Raw genomic sequence first — 18,108 nt, 5'->3', positions numbered from 1 at the left:
CAGAATGAACGTACTAGACAAGAAAGGACCGATCATGTTCCCACGCTCGCTCAAGGCTGTACTGGTTGCCGCGCTGTGCCTACCCGCCGTCCAGGCGGCAGCGGCTGAAATCACGTTGTATGAGCACGATAATTTCAACGGACGCGAGCTGACCCTGCGGGAAGCCACGCCGGACCTGAATCGCTTCAACTTCAATGACCGCACCTCGTCAATCATCGTCCGCTCGGGTGCGTGGGAAGTGTGCATGGACGCCGGCTTCCGTGGCGGCTGCCGCGTGTTCGAGCCGGGCCAGTACCGCCGCATGGACGGCATGAACGACCGCATTTCCTCGGTGCGCCGGGTCGGCCGTGACCGCGACGACGGGCCGCGTGGCGGGCGGCGCGACCGCGACTCGGTGCTGCAGCTGTACGCCACGACCGACCTGCGCGGACGCGGCGAAAGCGTGGGCCGCGACACGCCGGACTTTACCTACATCGGCTTCAACGACCGTACCTACGGGATCCGCGTGTTGCGCGGCACCTGGGAGCTGTGCAGCGACGCGAATTTCCGCGGCGTCTGCCGGACCTACGGGCCGGGCGTCCACAATGACCTTGGACGCGGACTCGCGGGCCGGGTGTCGTCGGCACGCCGCGTGGACCGTTTCGACCGCAATGACCGCTATGGCGACGAGCCTGCGTACGGCGGGCCCGGTGCGGGCTCAGGACGCCCGGCGGTGGAACTGTTCACGGGGGCAGGCTTCAGCGGCTCGGCAATCGCGCTGAACCGCGATGTGCATTCGATGTCGGAGTTCGGGTTCAATGACCGCGCCAGCTCGATCGTGATCAGCGAAGGCGAATGGCAGTTCTGCGAGCACGAAGGTATGGGCGGCCAGTGCCTCGTGCTGGGACCGGGGCGCTACGACAGGCTGGGCGATCTGGACCGCGCCATCACGTCCGTGCGCCGCCTGCGCTGACGGTTCGTAGCGCCGGGGCGGCCAAGCGCTATCGCCCGTCAGGAAAAATAGGGGACGGTCCCGTTGCGGGACGGTCCCCTTTTTTTTGCGGTCAGCGGTTGCCGAACTCGCGCGCCGGGACGGTTTGCAGGTAGGCGTGCAGGGCGCGCATGTCGGTGTCCGTCATCCGCGCCAGCGATTCGAACGGCATCACCGGGCTGATGGCCGTGCCATCCGGGCGCTTGCGGGTGCGCAGCATGGCCACGAACGCGTCTGCATTTTCATAGCGCTTCATCGCACTGCCCTTGCCGGGCGTGAGGTTTGCCGCGGCCGGCCAGTCCGGCGGACCGCCGGGGATGGCGCCGCCGCTCAGGCCCGCGCCGTGGCAGCCGATGCAGGCATTCGCCACGTACGCCCCATGCTGCACCGACACCGCGACCGGCACGGGCTGCGAAGGCGGCAGGCTGTGGTCGATCTTCTCGGCCGCATCCTCGATCGCGCCGAATCCGTACAGCGCCTTGACCGGCAGCGGCAGTTCGATCCTTCCGCGCTGGCCGTCGACTGGCGGAAGCTGGCGCACGTAGCTGATCAGCGAGCCCACATCTTCGTCCGTGAGCCGGTTGTAGTCTTCACTCGGCATGATGACCACCGGCTTGCCGCTCGGCTTGACGCCGTGGCGCAGCGTGCGCACCCAGTCCACCACGGAATAGGATGAGGTGGCGCTGTTGGCGCCCCCGGTCAGGTTGGGCGCTACCACCAGCATGCCGCCGTCCTGCAGCACCAGCTTGCCGGCGGCATTGTCGCCATGGCATTCGGCACAGCCGCGCGTACTGAACAGGTAACGGCCCTGTTCGATATGCGCCGCATCCGTGTACAGCGGAACGGGCTTGACCGCCACGTCCAGCGTGCGCTCCATCTTGCGCTCACCCAGCACCTTGCCCGTCACCGCGGCAGCCGCCCCGGCGAGTACCACCACACCGACTACTATTGCCCCGCGTTTTATCCATTTGTCCATTGCGCAATCCCCTTGTGAAAAAGGTAACTGATTACATATCGGAATCTAGCACTCTCTTGTGCTGTGTGCACAAAAAAATGGAGTAGGATTGAAAAAACCAACACTTGGGTGACGCTCGTGGAATATAAGGATTACTACTCGACGCTTGGCGTCGAAAAGAACGCCTCTCCCGAGGACATCAAGAAGGCCTACCGCAAGCTGGTCCGGAAGTACCATCCCGACGTCAGCAAGGAAAAAGATGCCGATGCCAGGACCAAGGAACTGAACGAAGCCTACGACGTCCTGGGCGACCCCGAAAAGCGCGCCGCCTACGACGAGCTGGGCCAGGCGCCGCGCCAGGGCGAAGGTTTCCGTCCGCCGCCCAACTGGGGCTACGACTTCGATTTCGGCCAGGATGGCGGGGGAGAAGACCTTTTCGCGGACCTGTTCGCCAACATCGGCCGCGGGCGCGGCGCACGCGGCGGCGGACGCGGCTTCCAGATGCGGGGCGAGGACCTGCATGCATCGATCTCGATCGGCATCCGCGAAGCCTATACCGGCGCCAGCCACACGATCAGCCTGCGCGTGCCGAAGCACGAGAACGGGCGCATCACGATGGAGGACCGCAAGCTCACGGTGGCGATCCCGCCCGGCGTGACTCCCGGGCAGCAGCTGAGGCTGGCGGGTCAGGGCCAGCCGGGCAGCGGCGGCCCGGGCGACCTGTACCTGGAGATCCGCTTCAGCGAGGACAAGCGCTTCCACGTCGAGGGCAAGGACGTCTACCAGACGGTGCCGGTCGCGCCGTGGGAAGCGGCGCTGGGTGGCGACATCGAGGTCGAAACGCCGTCGGGCAGCGTGAGCGTGAATGTGCCGGCCAATTCGCAGACCGGACGCAAGCTGCGCCTGAAAGGGCGCGGCCTGCCGGGCGGCGTTCCGGGCAACCTGTACCTGGTGCTCGAAGTCGTGCTGCCACCGTCGAACATGCCCAAGGCGCGCGAACTGTACGAAGCAATGGCGCGCGGACTGGCAACCTTCAACCCGAGGAAGTAGGGGGGACAGCGGAAGATGGAACAAGGCAAAGCAGTCCAGGGCGTGCCGCTCGACGAGATCATGCTCGGGCTGGACGAGTTTGCGCACGCCTGCGCTGTGGAACCGGAATGGGTGGTGCGCCATGTGGAAGCCGGCGTACTGGGTGAGCAGGCCGAGGTGCACATCACGCAGTGGCGCTTCGGCAGCTCTGCGCTGCGGCGCGCGCGCAGCATCATCGAGATCGAGCGCAGGTTCGAGGCGGGCGAAGAACTGGCCGGACTGGTCGACGATTTGCTGCTGGAAGTGCGCCGCCTGCGCGCGCGCCTGCGTGCACTTGGCCTGGAGTAAGGAACGCCACAGCCGTGCAATGCTCCCTACAATCGTGGTCAACAGTGAACCACACAGGGAGACTCGAATGGAACCGAACAACCAGAGCCAGCGGCTGTCCGGCCGGCGCATTGCGGTCCTGATGACGGATGGCGTCGAGCAGGTGGAGTACACCAGGCCGCGCGAATTCCTCGAACAGCACGGCGCCAGCGTGACACTCATTTCGCCCAAGGACGCCGGCCAGGAGATCCAGGGCTTCAACCATCTGGACCACGGCGACAAGTTCAAGGTTGACCTCAACGTCAAGCAGGCGAATGAAGGCGATTACGATGCCTTGCTACTGCCGGGCGGCGTTGCCAATCCCGACCAGCTGCGCCAGTCGGCCGAGTCGATTGCCTTCATCAAGGCGTTCGCTGACGAGCAAAAGCTCATTGCCGCGATCTGCCACGGGCCATGGCCGCTGATCGATGCGGGCGTTGCGCGCTCCAGGCATTTGACCAGCTGGCCGACCCTGCGCTGCGACCTGGTCAACGCGGGCGCCGAATGGAGCGACGAAGAAGTCGTGATCGACGGCCGCCTGATCACGAGCCGCAAGCCGGACGACATCCCGGCCTTCAACAAGGCGATCCTCGAAGCGCTCGCCGTCGACCCCCAGGCCGCCGACACCGGCCCCTCGTCCTGAGCCGTGGTCCCAGCGGAGGCTGGGACCCACTGAGCTTCGATGCGGCGACTTCACCGGGAACCCCGCGCTGAATGACGGCATCAGGCTGACGTAGCGTTCTGGCGACGCCGGCCTCCCTCCGGCCCAAACTGTCCCTCGCTTCGCTGCAAGTCCTTCCCGAACCCCGCTTCGCCGGGCGCCCTGGGCCGTTTGCGCCGCGCGTCGTCCGGCGAGGGACTCATGATCAGCTCACTGCGCGTCTGGCCGGGTGGCCGCGCGAGCACATTGCGCGCCAGCGCATCGGGAATCCCCGACAGCTCGACGAAGCGCTGCGCGGTGTGCTCGTCAAACGCACGGCGGGTCTTGAGCGCCATTTCGATCTTCTCCGCTGTTGCCCAGTCCTGGCGGCGGTCCCCTGGATGCATGCCTGTCCCTCTCTCCCCGGTGGGACGCCGCCGGTCGTGTGGCCGGCTTGTCCCGTATGGATACTGTATCCCCGGCGCGCCAGCAACACATGAGCTGAAAAGAGTATTTGTTACAGTACAAATGTCCCGTCCGGTAGGCGGACCGATCCGGCGCAGGGGGACGGTTCCGCAGCCAAAAAAAACCGCTGCCTGGGCAGCGGCTTTCGATGTGGGGCGGGGCTTCAGTGCGTGATCGTCCCGCGCCACGCGCCGGTTTCGTGGCCGCGCGATTCGAGCATCTCCTTGAAGCGCTTGAGGTCGCTGCGCACCTGCATGCGCATCGCACCCACCAGATCGCCAGCCTTCTCGGCCAGGGTTTCGGGCTCGTAGTCCATCTGCAGCGTTACGCGGCAGGTGTCGTCGGAGACGCGGTGGAAGGTCGCCACGCCAGCGTTGTACGGCCCGCTCATGCTGCGCCAGGCGATACGCTGGTCGGGAATCTGTTCCGTGATCTCGACATCCCATTCCTTTTCCTTGCCCGCCACGTCGGCGCGCCAATGCAGGTGCTTGTCGTCGCGCTGGCGCACTTCATGCACGTTGTCCATGAAGCGAGGGAACTCCTCGAACTGGGTCCACTGGTTGTAGGCCGTGCTGACTGGCACCTTGACGTCGATCGCCTCGATGACCGACGAACCAGCGCCCGAGGCGCGGTTTTTCTTGAGTTGCTTGGACAGCACCATGCCGCCCACGGCCAGGGCGGCCACGGTGAGTACTCGGTTTAGCATCATTTGGAATTCCTTTCACTTAATAACGCAAAGCCGCGCGCGTATCGCGCAGTAGCCTGCCCAATTTACATGAGTTCCGCCCCAAGCCTGTGTACGTAACTCCGAGGAAAAAGAACAGAACGTTGCGTTCCCCGAATCGCCATGAAGGCATTGCAGGGAACGTTGCCGTTATCCTTGGAGCGCGCTTCGGCAAATTACCAATTTGGCGGCGGATTGACGAGAAAGTCGCCTGCATCCAGCGTTGAAGGCTTGCCGACCAGCGTCGCGAACAGGATCTTTTCCCCTGCGCCGTTTCCGTCGGCATCGTAAAACAGGTTTCCGGTGTTGGTGTCGTATAGGATCCGATGCGACGACGTGCTTGCGATACCGCCGGCGTTAGCGGCAAAATTGCTCGCAGCCAGCGTTCCGCCCGCACCCGAAGACACGGCAAAAATGCTGGTCATCAAACCGATGTAGTCGTTATCTGAGCCACTGTCGCCAAAGTCGATAATCGTATCGACGTTGGTCAAGGCATCAAGTGCACTATCGAACAGGAACAAATCCGCTGCCGCGCCGCCGCTAAGCTGGTCGTTGCCCGCTCCCCCACGCAACTCATCGTTTCCGTTCTGTCCGAACAACCAGTCGTTACCGGCGCCGGCGATAACGATATCGGTTCCGGATGCGCTATTCATCGCATAGATCACATCATCGACGGCACCTCCGCTGAGCGTTTGAGGATCGTTGTTGCCAGTGATGATGTTGAATTGCTCCTGATACGATGATGATCCATCGGATAAGGTCACGTTCAAGGTGTACACCTGCCCTGTCTGGAGCGTGCCAATCAGGTCGGCACCGCTCAAGCTGAGGCCGTTGGTCGCAGGCATCGAGTAGGTGTAGCCGCTTCCGTTGCCACCGCTGCCGACGAAGTGCGCAATCGGAGAGCCTGGGAGGTTATTGCCTGGTGAAAGATTGTTGACGACGATCGCGAGGCCGAGCGGCGTGTCTGGAGCTCCCGTAATGGTGATCGCGACGTCCTGAGTCACCGTTCCGCCATTACCATCGTCGATTGTGACCCGATAGTTCTCGGTCACGGTTTGGCCAGCCGCCAGATACTGCGCTGCCGAGTTGTTGAGGTTGTAGGTCCAGCCTACAGTTCCCGACGCGGCACCAGGCGATTCCGACACCGTTCCCAGCGAAAGAGTGCCTAGCGATGTTGCGTTCGACAGTGCCACAACAGTCGCAGTGTGGCTATCCGTAAGGTCGACGTCAGTGAAATTGATCGTGCCGGTTGCCGACAGCGTGCCGTCCTCGGTTACTGCGCCAGTATTCGTTGCCGAGGTCACAGTAGGCGCATCGTTGGTGCCTGTAACCGTCACCGTGACGACCTGTGATGCTGTGGACCCAGTCGCATCTTTCACGGCAACGGTAAAGCTCTCCACGACACTTTGTCCCGCAGCGAGATACTGAGCCGCGGAGTTGGTCAGGGTGTAATGCCAAGCAATGGATCCGTTAGCTGTCGTGGCCGATTCACTGACCGGATCGAGCGCGAATACGCCGAGCGCCGTGCTGTTCGACGAGGTGAATGAAGCGGTATGTGTGTCGGTCAAGTCAGCATCGGTAAAGGTGAGGGTGCCGCCCACCGGTGCCACGCCGTCCTCGGCCGCAGTCCCGGATTGTGGTCCGGAGGTCATGCTGACCACGTCGTTCGCGCCGCTGATTGTCACGACGACATCGGTGGTTTGTGTTGAACCGTGTCCGTCGTCTACCGCGACCGTATAGGTTTCCGTCACCGTCTGTCCGGCTGCCAGTTTTTGCGCGGCGGTGTTGTCGATCGAATAGGTCCAGCTGATGCTTCCGGCCTCCGTTGACGCACTCTCTACAACTGCTCCGAGAGCGAAGGTCCCCAGAGGAGCCGAGCTGGATGAGGTAAATGAACGCGTGTGAGTGTCGCTCAGGTCCAGATCGCTGAATTCAACTGTGCCGTATGCCGATGCCGTGCCGTCCTCAGCGACCGCGCCGCTTTGGGCAGTCGAGGTGATCACGACCGCATCGTTGGTGCCGGTGATCGAGATCGTGATGTCCTTGGTGGCGGTTGAGGTGCCATCCGTGATGGAGACAGTGTAGGTCTGGGTGACGGTGACTCCGGCGGCGATCGCCTGGGCTGCCGTGTTATTGAGCTCATACGTCCAGTCCAGCGTTCCGTCGGCACTGTTCGCGCTGTCGGCTGGATTTGCGAGCGTCAGCGTTCCCAGTGCATTCGCTGGCGACGCAGTGATGGTGGCGGTATGCGTATCGGTCAGGTCCGCATCGCTGAAGTTGATCGTGCCTTCGGCCGTCTGGACGCCGTCTTCGACCACGGCACCGGCCTGCACTTCGCTCGAGATGACGACTTCGTCGTTAACGCCCGTGATGGTGATGGTCACGTCCTTGGTCGAAGTCGATCCATGGCCGTCACTGATCGTAACGGTGTAGATCTCAGTGATGACCTGACCGGCTGCCAGTCCCTGTGCCTTTTCGGCGTCGATGTCATACGTCCAGCCGAGCGTTCCGGCTGCGCTGGTGTCCGTGTCGGCAGGATCGCCAAGATCGAAGGTGCCGTACGGCGTGGAGGTGTTCGCCGTGAACGATGCGGTGTGCGTATCGGTCAGGTCGGCATCGGTGAAATTGATGGTCCCGGAGGCCGAAGCGGTGCCGCCTTCGACCACAGCGCCAGCCTGCACTTCGCCCGAGATGACGACGTCGTCGTTTGCGCCAGTGATGGTGATTGTCACGTCCTTGGTCGAAGTTGATCCATGGCCGTCACCGATCGTAACGGTGTAGATCTCGGTGATGACCTGACCGGCTGCCAGTCCCTGGGCCTTTTCGGCGTCAATGTCATAAGTCCAGCCGAGCGTTCCGGCTGCGCTGGTGTCGGTGTCGGCAGGATCGCCGAGATCGAAGGTGCCATACGGCGTGGAGGTGTTGGCCGTAAACGTTGCGGTGTGCGTATCGGTCAGGTCGGCATCCGTGAAATCAATCGTCCCGGAGGCCGAAGCGTTGCCGTCTTCGGCCACAGCGCCAGCCTGCGCTTCGCCGGAGATGATGACGTCGTCATTGGTTCCAGTGATCGTGATCGTCACGTCCTGGGTGGTGGTCGATCCGTTGCCGTCATCGACTTCCACCGTATAGGTTTCAGTGACGAATTCGTCCACGCCCAGGTACTGGGCTGCCGCGTCGTCGATCGTGTAGGTCCAGCCGACCGAGCCGCCAACGGTGTTGGCAGCTTCAGTCACGTCGCCCAGTGCGAACGTGCCGAGGGCTGTCGTGTTCGCCGCTGCCGCGACGAAGCTGACCGAATGCGAGTCGGTAAGGTCGGCGTCGTCGAATGTAATGGTGCCGTTGGCTTCCGCGGTAGTGTCTTCAGTGACCTCGCCAGCCTGAGCTGCGGAGGTGATGAGGACGTCGTCATTGGTTCCAGTGATCGTGATCGTCACGTCCTGGGTGGTGGTCGATCCGTTGCCATCATCGACTTCCACCGTATAGGTTTCAGTGACGAACTCGTCAACGCCCAGGTATTGGGCTGCCGCGTCGTCGATGGTGTAGGTCCAGCCGACCGAGCCGCCAACCGTGTTGGCAGCTTCGGTCACATCGCCCAGTGCGAACGTGCCGATGGCAGTCGTGTTCGTCGCTGCCGCGACGAAGCTGACCGAATGCGAGTCGGTCAGGTCGGCGTCGTCGAATGTAATGGTGCCGTTGGCTTCCGCGATAGTGTCTTCGGTGACGCTGCCGGCTTGCACGTCCGAGGTGATGAGGACGTCGTCATTGGTGCCGGTGATCGTGATCGTCACGTCCTGGGTGGTGGTCGATCCGTTGCCGTCATCGACTTCCACCGTATAGGTTTCAGTGACGAATTCGTCCACGCCCAGGTATTGGGCTGCCGCGTCGTCGATCGTGTAGGTCCAGCCGACCGAGCCGCCAACCGTGTTGGCAGCTTCGGTCACGTCGCCCAGTGCGAACGTGCCGAGGGCTGTCGTATTTGCCGCAGCCGCGATGAAGCTGACCGAATGCGAGTCGGTCAGGTCGGCATCGTCGAATGTAATGGTGCCATTGGCTTCCGCGATAGTGTCTTCGGTGACGCCGCCGGCTTGCACGTCCGAGGTGATGAGGACGTCGTCATTGGTGCCGGTGATCGTGATCGTCACGTCCTGGGTGGTGGTGGATCCGTTGCCGTCATCGACTTCCACCGTATAGGTTTCAGTGACGAATTCGTCCACGCCCAGGTACTGGGCTGCCGCGTCGTCGATCGTGTAGGTCCAGCCGACCGAGCCGCCAACGGTGTTGGCAGCTTCAGTCACGTCGCCCAGTGCGAACGTGCCGAGGGCTGTCGTGTTCGCCGCTGCCGCGACGAAGCTGACTGAATGCGAGTCGGTCAGGTCGGCATCGTCGAATGTAATGGTGCCGTTGGCTTCCGCGATAGTGTCTTCGGTGACACCGCCGGCTTGCACGTCCGAGGTGATGAGGACGTCGTCATTGGTGCCGGTGATCGTGATCGTCACGTCCTGGGTGGTGGTGGATCCGTTGCCGTCATCGACTTCCACCGTATAGGTTTCAGTGACGAATTCGTCCACGCCCAGGTACTGGGCTGCCGCGTCGTCGATCGTGTAGGTCCAGCCGACCGTGCCGCCAACCGTGTTGGTAGCTTCAGTCACGTCGCCAAGTGCGAACGTGCCGAGGGCTGTCGTATTTGCCGCAGCCGCGACGAAGCTGACGGAATGCGAGTCGGTCAGGTCCGCGTCATCGAATGTAATGGTGCCGTTGGCTTCCGCGGTAGTGTCTTCGGTGACGCCGCCGGCTTGCACGTCCGAGGTGATGAGGACGTCGTCATTGGTGCCGGTGATCGTGATCGTCACGTCCTGGGTGGTGGTGGATCCGTTGCCGTCATCGACTTCCACCGTATAGGTTTCAGTGACGAATTCGTCCACGCCCAGGTACTGGGCTGCCGCGTCGTCGATCGTGTAGGTCCAGCCGACCGAGCCGCCAACGGTGTTGGCAGCTTCAGTCACGTCGCCCAGTGCGAACGTGCCGAGGGCTGTCGTGTTCGCCGCTGCCGCGACGAAGCTGACCGAATGCGAGTCGGTCAGGTCGGCATCGTCGAATGTAATTGTGCCGTTGGCTTCAGCGGTGGTGTCTTCGGTGACGCCGCCGGCTTGCACGTCCGAGGTGATGAGGACGTCGTCATTGGTTCCAGTGATCGTGATCGTCACGTCCTGGGTGATGGTGGATCCGTTGCCGTCATCAACTTCCACCGTATAGGTTTCAGTGACGAATTCGTCCACGCCCAGGTATTGGGCTGCCGCGTCGTCGATGGTGTAGGTCCAGCCGACCGAGCCGCCAACCGTGTTGGCAGCTTCAGTCACGTCGCCCAGTGCGAACGTGCCGAGGGCTGTCGTGTTTGTCGCTGCCGCGATGAAGCTGACTGAATGCAAGTCGGTCAGGTCGGCATCGTCGAATGTAATGGTGCCGTTGGCTTCCGCGATAGTGTCTTCGGTGACACCGCCGGCTTGCACGTCCGAGGTGATGAGGACGTCGTCATTGGTGCCGGTGATCGTGATCGTCACGTCCTGGGTGGTGGTGGATCCGTTGCCGTCATCAACTTCCACCGTATAGGTTTCGGTGACGAATTCGTCCACGCCCAGGTACTGGGCTGCCGCGTCGTCGATCGTGTAGGTCCAGCCGACCGTGCCGCCAACCGTGTTGGTAGCTTCAGTCACGTCGCCAAGTGCGAACGTGCCGAGGGCTGTCGTATTTGCCGCAGCCGCGACGAAGCTGACGGAATGCGAGTCGGTCAGGTCCGCGTCATCGAATGTAATGGTCCCGGTAGCTGCGGCCGGTGCCGTGTCTTCGGTGACTGCGCCTGACTGCGCACCCGAGGTGACCGTTACCACATCATTGGTGCCGGTGATCGTGATCGTCACGTCCTGGGTGGTGGTGGATCCGTTGCCGTCATCGACTTCCACCGTATAGGTTTCAGTGACGAATTCGTCCACGCCCAGGTACTGGGCTGCCGCGTCGTCGTTCGTGTAGGTCCAGCCGACTGTGCCGCCGACCGTGTTGGCAGCTTCAGTCACGTCACCAAGTGCGAACGTGCCGAGGGCAGTCGTATTTGCCGCTGCCGCGACGAAGCTGACCGAATGCAAGTCGGTCAGATCGGCATCGTCGAATGTAATGGTGCCGTTGGCTTCCGCGATAGTGTCTTCGGTGACATCGCCGGCTTGCACGTCCGAGGTGATGAGGACGTCGTCATTGGTGCCGGTGATCGTGATCGTCACGTCTTGGGTGGTGGTCGATCCGTTGCCGTCATCAACTTCCACCGTATAGGTTTCAGTGACGAACTCGTCAACGCCCAGGTATTGGGCTGCCGCGTCGTCGATGGTGTAGGTCCAGCCGACCGAGCCGCCAACTGTGTTGGCAGCTTCGGTTACGTCGCCCAGTGCGAACGTGCCGAGGGCTGTCGTATTTGCCGCAGCCGCGACGAACCTGACCGAATGCGAGTCGGTTAGATCGGCATCATCAAAAGTAATGGTGCCGTTGGCTTCGGCGGTAGTGTCTTCGGTGACACCGCCGGCTTGCACGTCCGAGGTGATGAGGACGTCGTCATTGGTGCCGGTGATCGTGATCGTAACGTCCTGAGTGGTGGTCGATCCGTTGCCGTCATCGACTTCCACCGTATAGGTTTCAGTGGCGAATTCGTCCACGCCCAGGTACTGGGCTGCCGCGTCGTCGATGGTGTAGGTCCAGCCTACCGAGCCGCCGACCGTGTTGGCAGCTTCAGTCACGTCGCCCAGTGCGAACGTGCCGAGGGCAGTCGTGTTTGTCGCTGCCGCGACGAAGCTGACCGAATGCAAGTCGGTCAGGTCCGCGTCATCGAATGTGATGGTGCCGTTGGCTTCAGCTGTGGTGTCTTCAGTGACTGCGCCTGACTGCGCGCTCGAGGTGACCGTTACCACATCATTTGTGCCGGTGATCGTGATCGTCACGTCCTGGGTGGTGATCGATCCGTTGCCGTCATCGACCTGGACGGTGAAAACTTCTGTCACCGACTCGTCGGCTCCCAAGTATTGGGCCGCGTCGCTGTCCAGCGTGTAAGTCCAAACCACCGAGCCGTTGGCTGCACCAGCTGCCTCGTTCACCGCAGCGAGGGAAAAGCTGCCAAGATTTGTGCTTCTCGTTGAGCTGAACGATACGGTGTGGCTATCTGCGAGATCGATATCGTTGAAGGTAATCGTGCCGCTGGCGGTGCCGGTGGTGTCCTCCACGACTGCCCCGGTCTGGGTGGCGCTGGTGATGGTCACGCCGTCATTCGAACCGGTGATCGTGATCGTCACGGTTGCGGTGCTGCTGTCCCCATCCGCATCCCACACGGTATATGTAAAAGTATCGGTGGCGCTCTGGCCGCTTGACAGGTATTGATGGTGGCTGGCATCGGGAACGTAGCTGAAGTACCAGGAGGAGGGCACGTTCGCATTCGGCTTCATCAGCGTCGCGACGCCGTGTGCCGGTCCGGAAGCGAGGGCGACCGATTTCACCAGGTCGGGCACCATGTCGTTGGCCAGCACGTTGATCGTGGTGGCCGCGCCTTCTTCGGTCCCCGCCGCGATGTCGTTGGTGGCCGTCACCAGCTGGTCTGCAGGATCGAGCTCTACGCCATCAACAAAGACGCGCAGCAGTTCGTTCATCTGGATCGTCAGCGTCGATGTGCCAAACGTGAACACAAAGTCGCTCTTGGTGCTGTTCGAGACTTCTCCGGTGTTGCTATTGCGGACCGCAGCCAGATGGGCCAGGTAGTTGGCGATCTGGGTTTGATTGCTCGCATTGAGCCATTGTTCCAGCGTAAAGCGCAGCATCAGCGTATCGATGCCTGATCCGCCAGTGTAGATGTCCTTCGTTTGCGCCGTACCTGTCGCGACGTCGTAGATCAAGGTGTCGTTGCCGGAGCCGCCGTTGAGGGTATCGCTACCTGCGCCTCCGTTGAGTGTGTCACTTCCGGAGCCGCCGATCAGGATGTCGTTGCTCGTCGTGCCCGTCAGGATCTGTGCGCCGCTTGTCGTCATGATTGTTCCCTTCAACGTAACTGTTTCCGTTCGCACGGAATTGATGTTGGGTTACTTTAGTTTGACGACGCTTGGTAGGCATGAGACGTAGGGATGATTCTGGGAGTACGAATGTACTAGTTCCCTGCGGCGACAAATGAACGCAACATCGAGGCCGGGGTGCAGCCAAGTCCTATCGAACGATATGCAAGTGCATATTATATTTTCTGGTATAATGTGAGTACGTTCTAATTTCGTTCACCTCACCGATGATTGAATCCGCCAACATTGATCTCGCTGCCATGCGTGCCGCTGCTTCGCAAGCCGGTGGCCTGCTGAAAGCGCTCGCAAATCCCGACCGTCTCTTGCTGTTGTGCCAGCTTACGCAGGGGCCGATGTGCGTCAGTGACTTGGAAACCACCGTAGGGATCCAACAGCCAACCTTGTCGCAGCAGCTCGGCGTTCTGCGGGACGAAGCGCTGGTGACCACCCGGCGGGAAGGCAAGCAGATTTACTACAGCATCGCGAGTAACGAGGCGATGGCTGTAATGCAGGTGCTGTACCAGCTTTATTGTGTTCAACCCGAAGGAGCTACATCATGACGATCGACTGGGCGGGCTTTACGCCATGGGCCTCACTGGCTGGTGGGGCCATCATCGGGCTGGCAGCAGCCATGTTCGTTTTGTTCAACGGCAGGATCGCCGGTATCAGCGGCATTCTCGGAGGGCTTCTCCAGCGGCCAAAAGGTGACTCTGCGTGGCGCGTCGCCTTCCTTCTCGGCCTGGTGGCGTCGCCATTGGTGTACGTGTTCTTTGCACCGCTTCCCGCGGTGCAGGTTGACGCCGGGGTGGGTACGCTGATCGTGGCAGGCTTACTAGTCGGTATCGGCACGCGGTATGGGTCGGGTTGCACCAGCGGCCACGGCGTCTGCGGGCTGTCCAGGCTGTCCCCGCGCTCGCTGGTGGCGACGGCTGCATTCATGGGGGCCGGTTTCGTTACCGTGTTTATCGTCCGCCATCTCATTGGTTAAGGAGCACATCATGCACATCTTCCTCGCGCTCGTCGCCGGCCTGGTATTTGGCATCGGCCTGATCATCTCCGGCATGACGGATCCCGCCAAGGTAATCGGCTTCCTCGACCTGGCCGGGCAATGGAATCCATCCCTTGGCTTTGTCATGGCTGGTGCAATACTTGTAGGCGTCATCGCGTTCCAGTTTGCGTCGAAGCGCGACAAATCGCTTCTCGGCGACGTCATGCGCCTTCCGACCGCGACGCAGATCGACCGGCGACTTGTGCTGGGCGGCCTGGCCTTCGGCGCTGGCTGGGGGCTGGCCGGCTATTGTCCTGGCCCTGCATTGGCATCGCTGGTGTCCGGTGGCGCCAAGCCGCTGATCTTTGTCGCAGCGATGGTCACCGGCATGGCGATTTTCGAGATGATGGAGCGCATGACGGCGCGTCATGCGTCCGCCGCCTGAGAAACGACTCGCTCACAGGAGAGAACGATGAACATCAATCCTATCCAGTTGTTTGATACCGAATCCTCGACTTTCACCTACATCCTCGTCGGTGAGGACGACAAGTCGGCGGTCATTATCGATGCCGTTGACCATCACTGGGAGCGCGACCTCGCGCATCTGAAGCGGCTGGGACTCGAACTTGCCTACGTGCTCGAAACCCATGCCCACGCCGACCATGTGACAGCGGCCGGCAAGTTGCGCGAAGTAACTGGCGCGAAAGCGGCCGTGCCTGCGGGCTGCGGCATCGCTCCGGCCGAGGTGCAACTGAACGACGGCGACATCATTCGCTTTGGGAAGGACGAACAGATCAAGGTGATCCACACGCCGGGCCACACTGCGGGCAGCGTCAGCTATCTGTGGCGCGGCAATGTGTTCACGGGCGATACCCTGCTGATCGATGGCTGCGGAAGGACCGATTTCCAGAGCGGCAGCTCGGCGGCGCTGTATGACAGCGTGGTCGGCAAGCTGTTCAAGCTGCCCGATACGACGCGGGTGTGGCCGGGGCATGACTATAAAGGGCAATCCGTGTCGACCATTGGATGGGAGAAGGAGCACAACTCCCGTCTTGCCCACCGCAGCAAGGAGGACTTTGCAACGCTGATGGCATCCCTGAACTTGCCGAAACCGAGGATGATCGACATTGCAGTGCCTGCGAACCAGAACCTGGGGGTACGGCCGGAAGAACGCCACTAAGAACGATGGCGGAAAATGAAAACGCCGTCACATGGACGGCGCTTTTAACATCGATGAATATTGGTGGAGGCGGCGGGAATTGAACCCGCGTCCGCAAGCACTCTACAGACAGTTCTACATACTTAGCACTGCCATTTAATTTAATCTTGACAACGCGGACGTGCACGCTTTGGCAAGACGAGTCACCTTAGATTTAACACTTGACCAAGTGACCCGGCCAAGTGCGATTCCCTGTAAATGACCCTTCATGCTGTTGCCAGCCCACCCCAGGGACGAGGTGGTGAAGGGCTAGCGGCCGTTAGGCTGCTTGTGCGTACGAGTTATCGTTTGCAGTTATTGATTTCTGGGTGTATTTACGAGGTAACCAGGCCTCGGTATGCCCTGCGCTGCTTTGCAACCCACGTCGAAACCAGGTCGCCCCCAAGCAGAACTTACATTGTACTCCAATCGCCAGATTACTGCTGTTGCTGGCGGTTGGCGATGTGATTGCCCAGCATCGCGCCGCCGATCACGCCGGCGACCGTCGCAGCCTTGCGGCCGTTGCCGTCGCCGATCTGGTTGCCGGCCAGGCCGCCAACTACGGCGCCGAGGCCCATTGCCATATAGTTAGGCTGTTTGGCGACCGGAGCGGGAGCCGGGGCAGGCGCATAGGTGCGCTGCGGCGCCTGCACGTAGCGGTCGCGGTACACCACCTTTTCTACCGTGCGGGTCCTCGGCTTCGGCTGCGCCTTCGGCGCCGGCTCAGCCTTTGCGACGGCCGGAACGTAAGTCACCGGTGCGGTCGCGCCAGGAGGCTGGTACTGGATCGCAGCGGGTGGCGCTGCGACCGGCTGGAACTGTGCCTGCGCAAGCGCTGGCTGGAATTGGGCCTGGGCCGGCAGCGCGGCCATTGGCTGCATTCCTGGCGCGGCGGCAGCAACCATCGCGGACGGCGGCACGGCGCTCGGCGCCGGGATCGCGTTCGACGACGGGATCATGCCGGTAATCGCGGCGGTGCCCACAAGGCTGACCAGGATGACCGATACGGCTGCGGTGGCCATCAGTGGGTGAATGCGGCTAGCGGTTTTGATCGTTTCCATTTTTCTCTCCATGAGTGTTTGTGCTGCATGGGTAGATTAACGATGAACCGCTGAAACAGGTAGGCACAAGCCTGTTTCAAACGTAAGCATGTGTTAGCACGGCAATGGACGACGTCCTTGCATGCTCAGTATGGATCCCAGCTCTCGCTGGGATGACGGCGGGTGCCTCTATGGATAGAAGCTCAGGCGGCGAGGGCGCCGGCGGTGGAGAGCAGGAGGTCGAGCAGGGCCGATGGGGTGTCGAGCAGGACGTCGGCGCCCCAGGTGGCGGGATCGACGGCGCCGCAGTAGCCCCAGGTGCAGGCAACGGTCAGCATGCCCGCCGCGCGGCCGGCTTCAACGTCGCGCTGGTCGTCACCGACGTACCAGCACAGCTCCGGCGCGATCCCAAGGCGGCGCGCGCCTTCCAGCAACGGTCCCGGATGCGGCTTCGGTTGCGGCATGGTGTCGCCCGAGATGACGCAACCTGCGTGATCCAGGCCAATCATCCCCACCAGCGGGTCGGTAAAGCGGGACGGCTTGTTGGTGACGATGCCCCATGCCATGCCGCCATCGACAATCCCTTTCAGCAGCTCTGGAATGCCATCGAACAGCGTGCTGTGGACTGCCATCGCATTCTGGTAGTTGTCGAACCACTCCAGGCGCAGTGCCTCGTAGCCTTCGTCGGCCGGCGTCAGGCCGAAGGCCGCGCCGATCATGCCGCGCGCGCCGGCCGATGCGGTCGGGCGCAGGATGGCGTACGGCGTCGGTTCCAGCCCGCGCGTGGTGCGCAACAGGTTGACGGCAGCAGCCAGGTCCGGTGCGGTATCGGCCAAGGTGCCGTCCAGGTCGAACAGGATGGCGCGCGGCGCCGGGAATGGTGGACGGATCATGGCAAAAACAGGAGCAGTAGGTATCAGAGTGGACGCGTGCAGGCGACCATGTAGTTCACGTCGGTGTCGTCGTTGAGCGAGTACATGCGCGTGAGCGGGTTGTAGCCCAGGCCCTTGAAGCCTTCGACCTGCAGCCCGGCGTTGCGGATGAACTGCGACAGTTCGGCCGGCGTGATGAACTTGGCGTAGTCGTGCGTGCCCTTGGGCAGCATGCGCAGCATGTATTCGGCGCCGATGACGGCAAACAGCCACGCTTTAGGGTTGCGGTTCAGGGTCGAGAAGAACACGTGGCCACCCGGCTTGACCAGCATCGACGCGGCGCGCACGATCGACGCGGGGTCTGGCACGTGTTCCAGCATTTCCATGCAGGTCACGACATCGAACTTGCCCGGCTCCAGTGCGGCCATGTCCTCGGCCGAGATGTGCTTGTAGCGCATCTCGATGCCCGATTCCAGCGAGTGCAGGTCGGCGACCTTGAGCGCTTTTTTGGACAGGTCGATGCCGGTGACGCGGGCGCCTTTTTTGGCCATCGATTCGGACAGGATGCCGCCGCCGCAGCCGATGTCGATGACATCCTTGCCGTGCAGGGGCGCGCGCGCGTTGATCCATTCAAGGCGCAAGGGATTGATGTCGTGCAGCGGGCGAAACTCGGACGTGGGGTCCCACCAGTGATGGGCCAGTTCGCTGAATTTCTCGATTTCGTGCGGGTCTGCGTTCATGGGAGCGATGATAGCGGAAAACTTGTTGAGCAAGGCGCGCAGATAAGAA

Annotated in this window: 15 protein-coding genes and 1 other RNA gene; 8 read left to right on the top strand and 8 right to left on the bottom strand. The window is 61.9% G+C overall.

Annotated features, from left to right (window positions below):
- The first annotated feature begins 34 nt into the window (after positions 1 to 34).
- Complete coding sequence (locus tag ACFSQR_RS06580) at positions 35 to 952, top strand: beta/gamma crystallin-related protein (RefSeq protein WP_377728840.1); 918 nt, start codon at positions 35 to 37, stop codon at positions 950 to 952.
- A 91-nt stretch (positions 953 to 1,043) separates the two neighbouring features.
- Here ACFSQR_RS06580 and ACFSQR_RS06575 read toward each other — a convergent pair whose 3' ends face one another.
- Positions 1,044 to 1,946, bottom strand: a complete 903-nt coding sequence (locus ACFSQR_RS06575; RefSeq protein ID WP_377728839.1) for a c-type cytochrome — start codon at positions 1,944 to 1,946, stop codon at positions 1,044 to 1,046.
- A gap of 117 nt (positions 1,947 to 2,063) precedes the next feature.
- On the opposite strand from ACFSQR_RS06575, the gene ACFSQR_RS06570 reads away from it, so the two are divergent.
- From ACFSQR_RS06570 to ACFSQR_RS06560, 3 genes are all read left to right on the top strand, one after another.
- The gene (locus tag ACFSQR_RS06570; protein ID WP_377728838.1) at positions 2,064 to 2,975 is read left to right on the top strand and encodes a DnaJ C-terminal domain-containing protein; all 912 of its coding nucleotides are present in this window, start codon (positions 2,064 to 2,066) and stop codon (positions 2,973 to 2,975) included.
- Positions 2,976 to 2,990: 15 nt separating this feature from the next.
- Entirely contained in the window at positions 2,991 to 3,302 is a 312-nt protein-coding gene (locus tag ACFSQR_RS06565) for a MerR family transcriptional regulator (RefSeq protein WP_377728837.1), read from the top strand.
- A gap of 67 nt (positions 3,303 to 3,369) precedes the next feature.
- Positions 3,370 to 3,963: a type 1 glutamine amidotransferase domain-containing protein gene (locus tag ACFSQR_RS06560; protein ID WP_377728836.1), complete on the top strand. Its 594-nt coding sequence runs from the start codon at positions 3,370 to 3,372 to the stop codon at positions 3,961 to 3,963.
- Between the two features lie 80 nt (positions 3,964 to 4,043).
- On the opposite strand, the gene ACFSQR_RS06555 is transcribed toward ACFSQR_RS06560, so the two are convergent.
- The 3 genes from ACFSQR_RS06555 to ACFSQR_RS06545 all read right to left on the bottom strand — a co-directional run bounded on the left by ACFSQR_RS06555 (position 4,044) and on the right by ACFSQR_RS06545 (position 13,200).
- Positions 4,044 to 4,316 carry a hypothetical protein gene (locus ACFSQR_RS06555; protein ID WP_377728835.1) on the bottom strand — a complete coding sequence of 91 codons (273 nt, stop codon included), beginning with the start codon at positions 4,314 to 4,316 and terminating at the stop codon, positions 4,044 to 4,046.
- Positions 4,317 to 4,588: 272 nt separating this feature from the next.
- The gene (locus ACFSQR_RS06550) at positions 4,589 to 5,134 is read right to left on the bottom strand and encodes an SRPBCC family protein (protein ID WP_377728834.1); all 546 of its coding nucleotides are present in this window, start codon (positions 5,132 to 5,134) and stop codon (positions 4,589 to 4,591) included.
- A 191-nt stretch (positions 5,135 to 5,325) separates the two neighbouring features.
- Positions 5,326 to 13,200 carry a VCBS domain-containing protein gene (locus tag ACFSQR_RS06545; protein ID WP_377728833.1) on the bottom strand — a complete coding sequence of 2,625 codons (7,875 nt, stop codon included), beginning with the start codon at positions 13,198 to 13,200 and terminating at the stop codon, positions 5,326 to 5,328.
- A gap of 248 nt (positions 13,201 to 13,448) precedes the next feature.
- On the opposite strand from ACFSQR_RS06545, the gene ACFSQR_RS06540 reads away from it, so the two are divergent.
- The 4 genes from ACFSQR_RS06540 to ACFSQR_RS06525 are packed head-to-tail and all read left to right on the top strand — an operon-like array spanning position 13,449 to position 15,389.
- On the top strand, positions 13,449 to 13,781 hold the full coding sequence (locus ACFSQR_RS06540; protein ID WP_377728832.1) for an ArsR/SmtB family transcription factor: 333 nt from the start codon (positions 13,449 to 13,451) through the stop codon (positions 13,779 to 13,781).
- Positions 13,778 to 14,209, top strand: a complete 432-nt coding sequence (locus ACFSQR_RS06535) for a YeeE/YedE family protein (RefSeq protein ID WP_377728830.1) — start codon at positions 13,778 to 13,780, stop codon at positions 14,207 to 14,209. The genes ACFSQR_RS06540 and ACFSQR_RS06535 overlap by 4 nt, the downstream gene beginning before the upstream one ends.
- Positions 14,210 to 14,219: 10 nt before the next feature.
- Complete coding sequence (locus tag ACFSQR_RS06530; protein ID WP_377728829.1) at positions 14,220 to 14,654, top strand: DUF6691 family protein; 435 nt, start codon at positions 14,220 to 14,222, stop codon at positions 14,652 to 14,654.
- Positions 14,655 to 14,681: 27 nt separating this feature from the next.
- On the top strand, positions 14,682 to 15,389 hold the full coding sequence (locus ACFSQR_RS06525; RefSeq protein WP_377728828.1) for an MBL fold metallo-hydrolase: 708 nt from the start codon (positions 14,682 to 14,684) through the stop codon (positions 15,387 to 15,389).
- Positions 15,390 to 15,450: 61 nt separating this feature from the next.
- Here the strand turns inward: ACFSQR_RS06525 and ssrA are convergent.
- From ssrA to ubiG, 4 genes are all read right to left on the bottom strand, one after another.
- Positions 15,451 to 15,811, bottom strand: a transfer-messenger RNA (tmRNA) gene (gene ssrA, locus ACFSQR_RS06520).
- Between the two features lie 33 nt (positions 15,812 to 15,844).
- The gene (locus ACFSQR_RS06515; RefSeq protein ID WP_377728827.1) at positions 15,845 to 16,468 is read right to left on the bottom strand and encodes a glycine zipper 2TM domain-containing protein; all 624 of its coding nucleotides are present in this window, start codon (positions 16,466 to 16,468) and stop codon (positions 15,845 to 15,847) included.
- A 182-nt stretch (positions 16,469 to 16,650) separates the two neighbouring features.
- The gene (locus ACFSQR_RS06510) at positions 16,651 to 17,340 is read right to left on the bottom strand and encodes an HAD family hydrolase (protein ID WP_377728826.1); all 690 of its coding nucleotides are present in this window, start codon (positions 17,338 to 17,340) and stop codon (positions 16,651 to 16,653) included.
- A gap of 23 nt (positions 17,341 to 17,363) precedes the next feature.
- Positions 17,364 to 18,059, bottom strand: a complete 696-nt coding sequence (gene ubiG, locus ACFSQR_RS06505) for a bifunctional 2-polyprenyl-6-hydroxyphenol methylase/3-demethylubiquinol 3-O-methyltransferase UbiG (protein ID WP_377728825.1) — start codon at positions 18,057 to 18,059, stop codon at positions 17,364 to 17,366.
- Positions 18,060 to 18,108 lie beyond the last annotated feature (49 nt).

Origin of the sequence: Pseudoduganella sp. GCM10020061 (genome assembly GCF_042683405.1) — a bacterium.
Lineage (GTDB): Bacteria > Pseudomonadota > Gammaproteobacteria > Burkholderiales > Burkholderiaceae_D > Telluria.
The sequence above is the reverse complement of the archived record's forward strand: the minus strand, read 5'-3'. Positions and strand labels throughout refer to the sequence as shown.

Bases quoted from the DNA above. Each gene is read 5' to 3' on its own strand.
- ACFSQR_RS06525 (WP_377728828.1), top strand. From the start codon at position 14,682: ATGAACATCAATCCTATCCAGTTGTTTGATACCGAATCCTCGACTTTC.
- ACFSQR_RS06560 (WP_377728836.1), top strand. From the start codon at position 3,370: ATGGAACCGAACAACCAGAGCCAGCGGCTGTCCGGCCGGCGCATTGCG.
- ACFSQR_RS06550 (WP_377728834.1), bottom strand. From the start codon at position 5,134: ATGATGCTAAACCGAGTACTCACCGTGGCCGCCCTGGCCGTGGGCGGC.
- ACFSQR_RS06540 (WP_377728832.1), top strand. From the start codon at position 13,449: ATGATTGAATCCGCCAACATTGATCTCGCTGCCATGCGTGCCGCTGCT.
- ACFSQR_RS06555 (WP_377728835.1), bottom strand. From the start codon at position 4,316: ATGGCGCTCAAGACCCGCCGTGCGTTTGACGAGCACACCGCGCAGCGC.
- ACFSQR_RS06535 (WP_377728830.1), top strand. From the start codon at position 13,778: ATGACGATCGACTGGGCGGGCTTTACGCCATGGGCCTCACTGGCTGGT.
- ACFSQR_RS06575 (WP_377728839.1), bottom strand. From the start codon at position 1,946: ATGGACAAATGGATAAAACGCGGGGCAATAGTAGTCGGTGTGGTGGTA.
- ACFSQR_RS06510 (WP_377728826.1), bottom strand. From the start codon at position 17,340: ATGATCCGTCCACCATTCCCGGCGCCGCGCGCCATCCTGTTCGACCTG.
- ACFSQR_RS06545 (WP_377728833.1), bottom strand. From the start codon at position 13,200: ATGACGACAAGCGGCGCACAGATCCTGACGGGCACGACGAGCAACGAC.
- ACFSQR_RS06530 (WP_377728829.1), top strand. From the start codon at position 14,220: ATGCACATCTTCCTCGCGCTCGTCGCCGGCCTGGTATTTGGCATCGGC.
- ACFSQR_RS06580 (WP_377728840.1), top strand. From the start codon at position 35: ATGTTCCCACGCTCGCTCAAGGCTGTACTGGTTGCCGCGCTGTGCCTA.
- ACFSQR_RS06515 (WP_377728827.1), bottom strand. From the start codon at position 16,468: ATGGAAACGATCAAAACCGCTAGCCGCATTCACCCACTGATGGCCACC.
- ubiG (WP_377728825.1), bottom strand. From the start codon at position 18,059: ATGAACGCAGACCCGCACGAAATCGAGAAATTCAGCGAACTGGCCCAT.
- ACFSQR_RS06565 (WP_377728837.1), top strand. From the start codon at position 2,991: ATGGAACAAGGCAAAGCAGTCCAGGGCGTGCCGCTCGACGAGATCATG.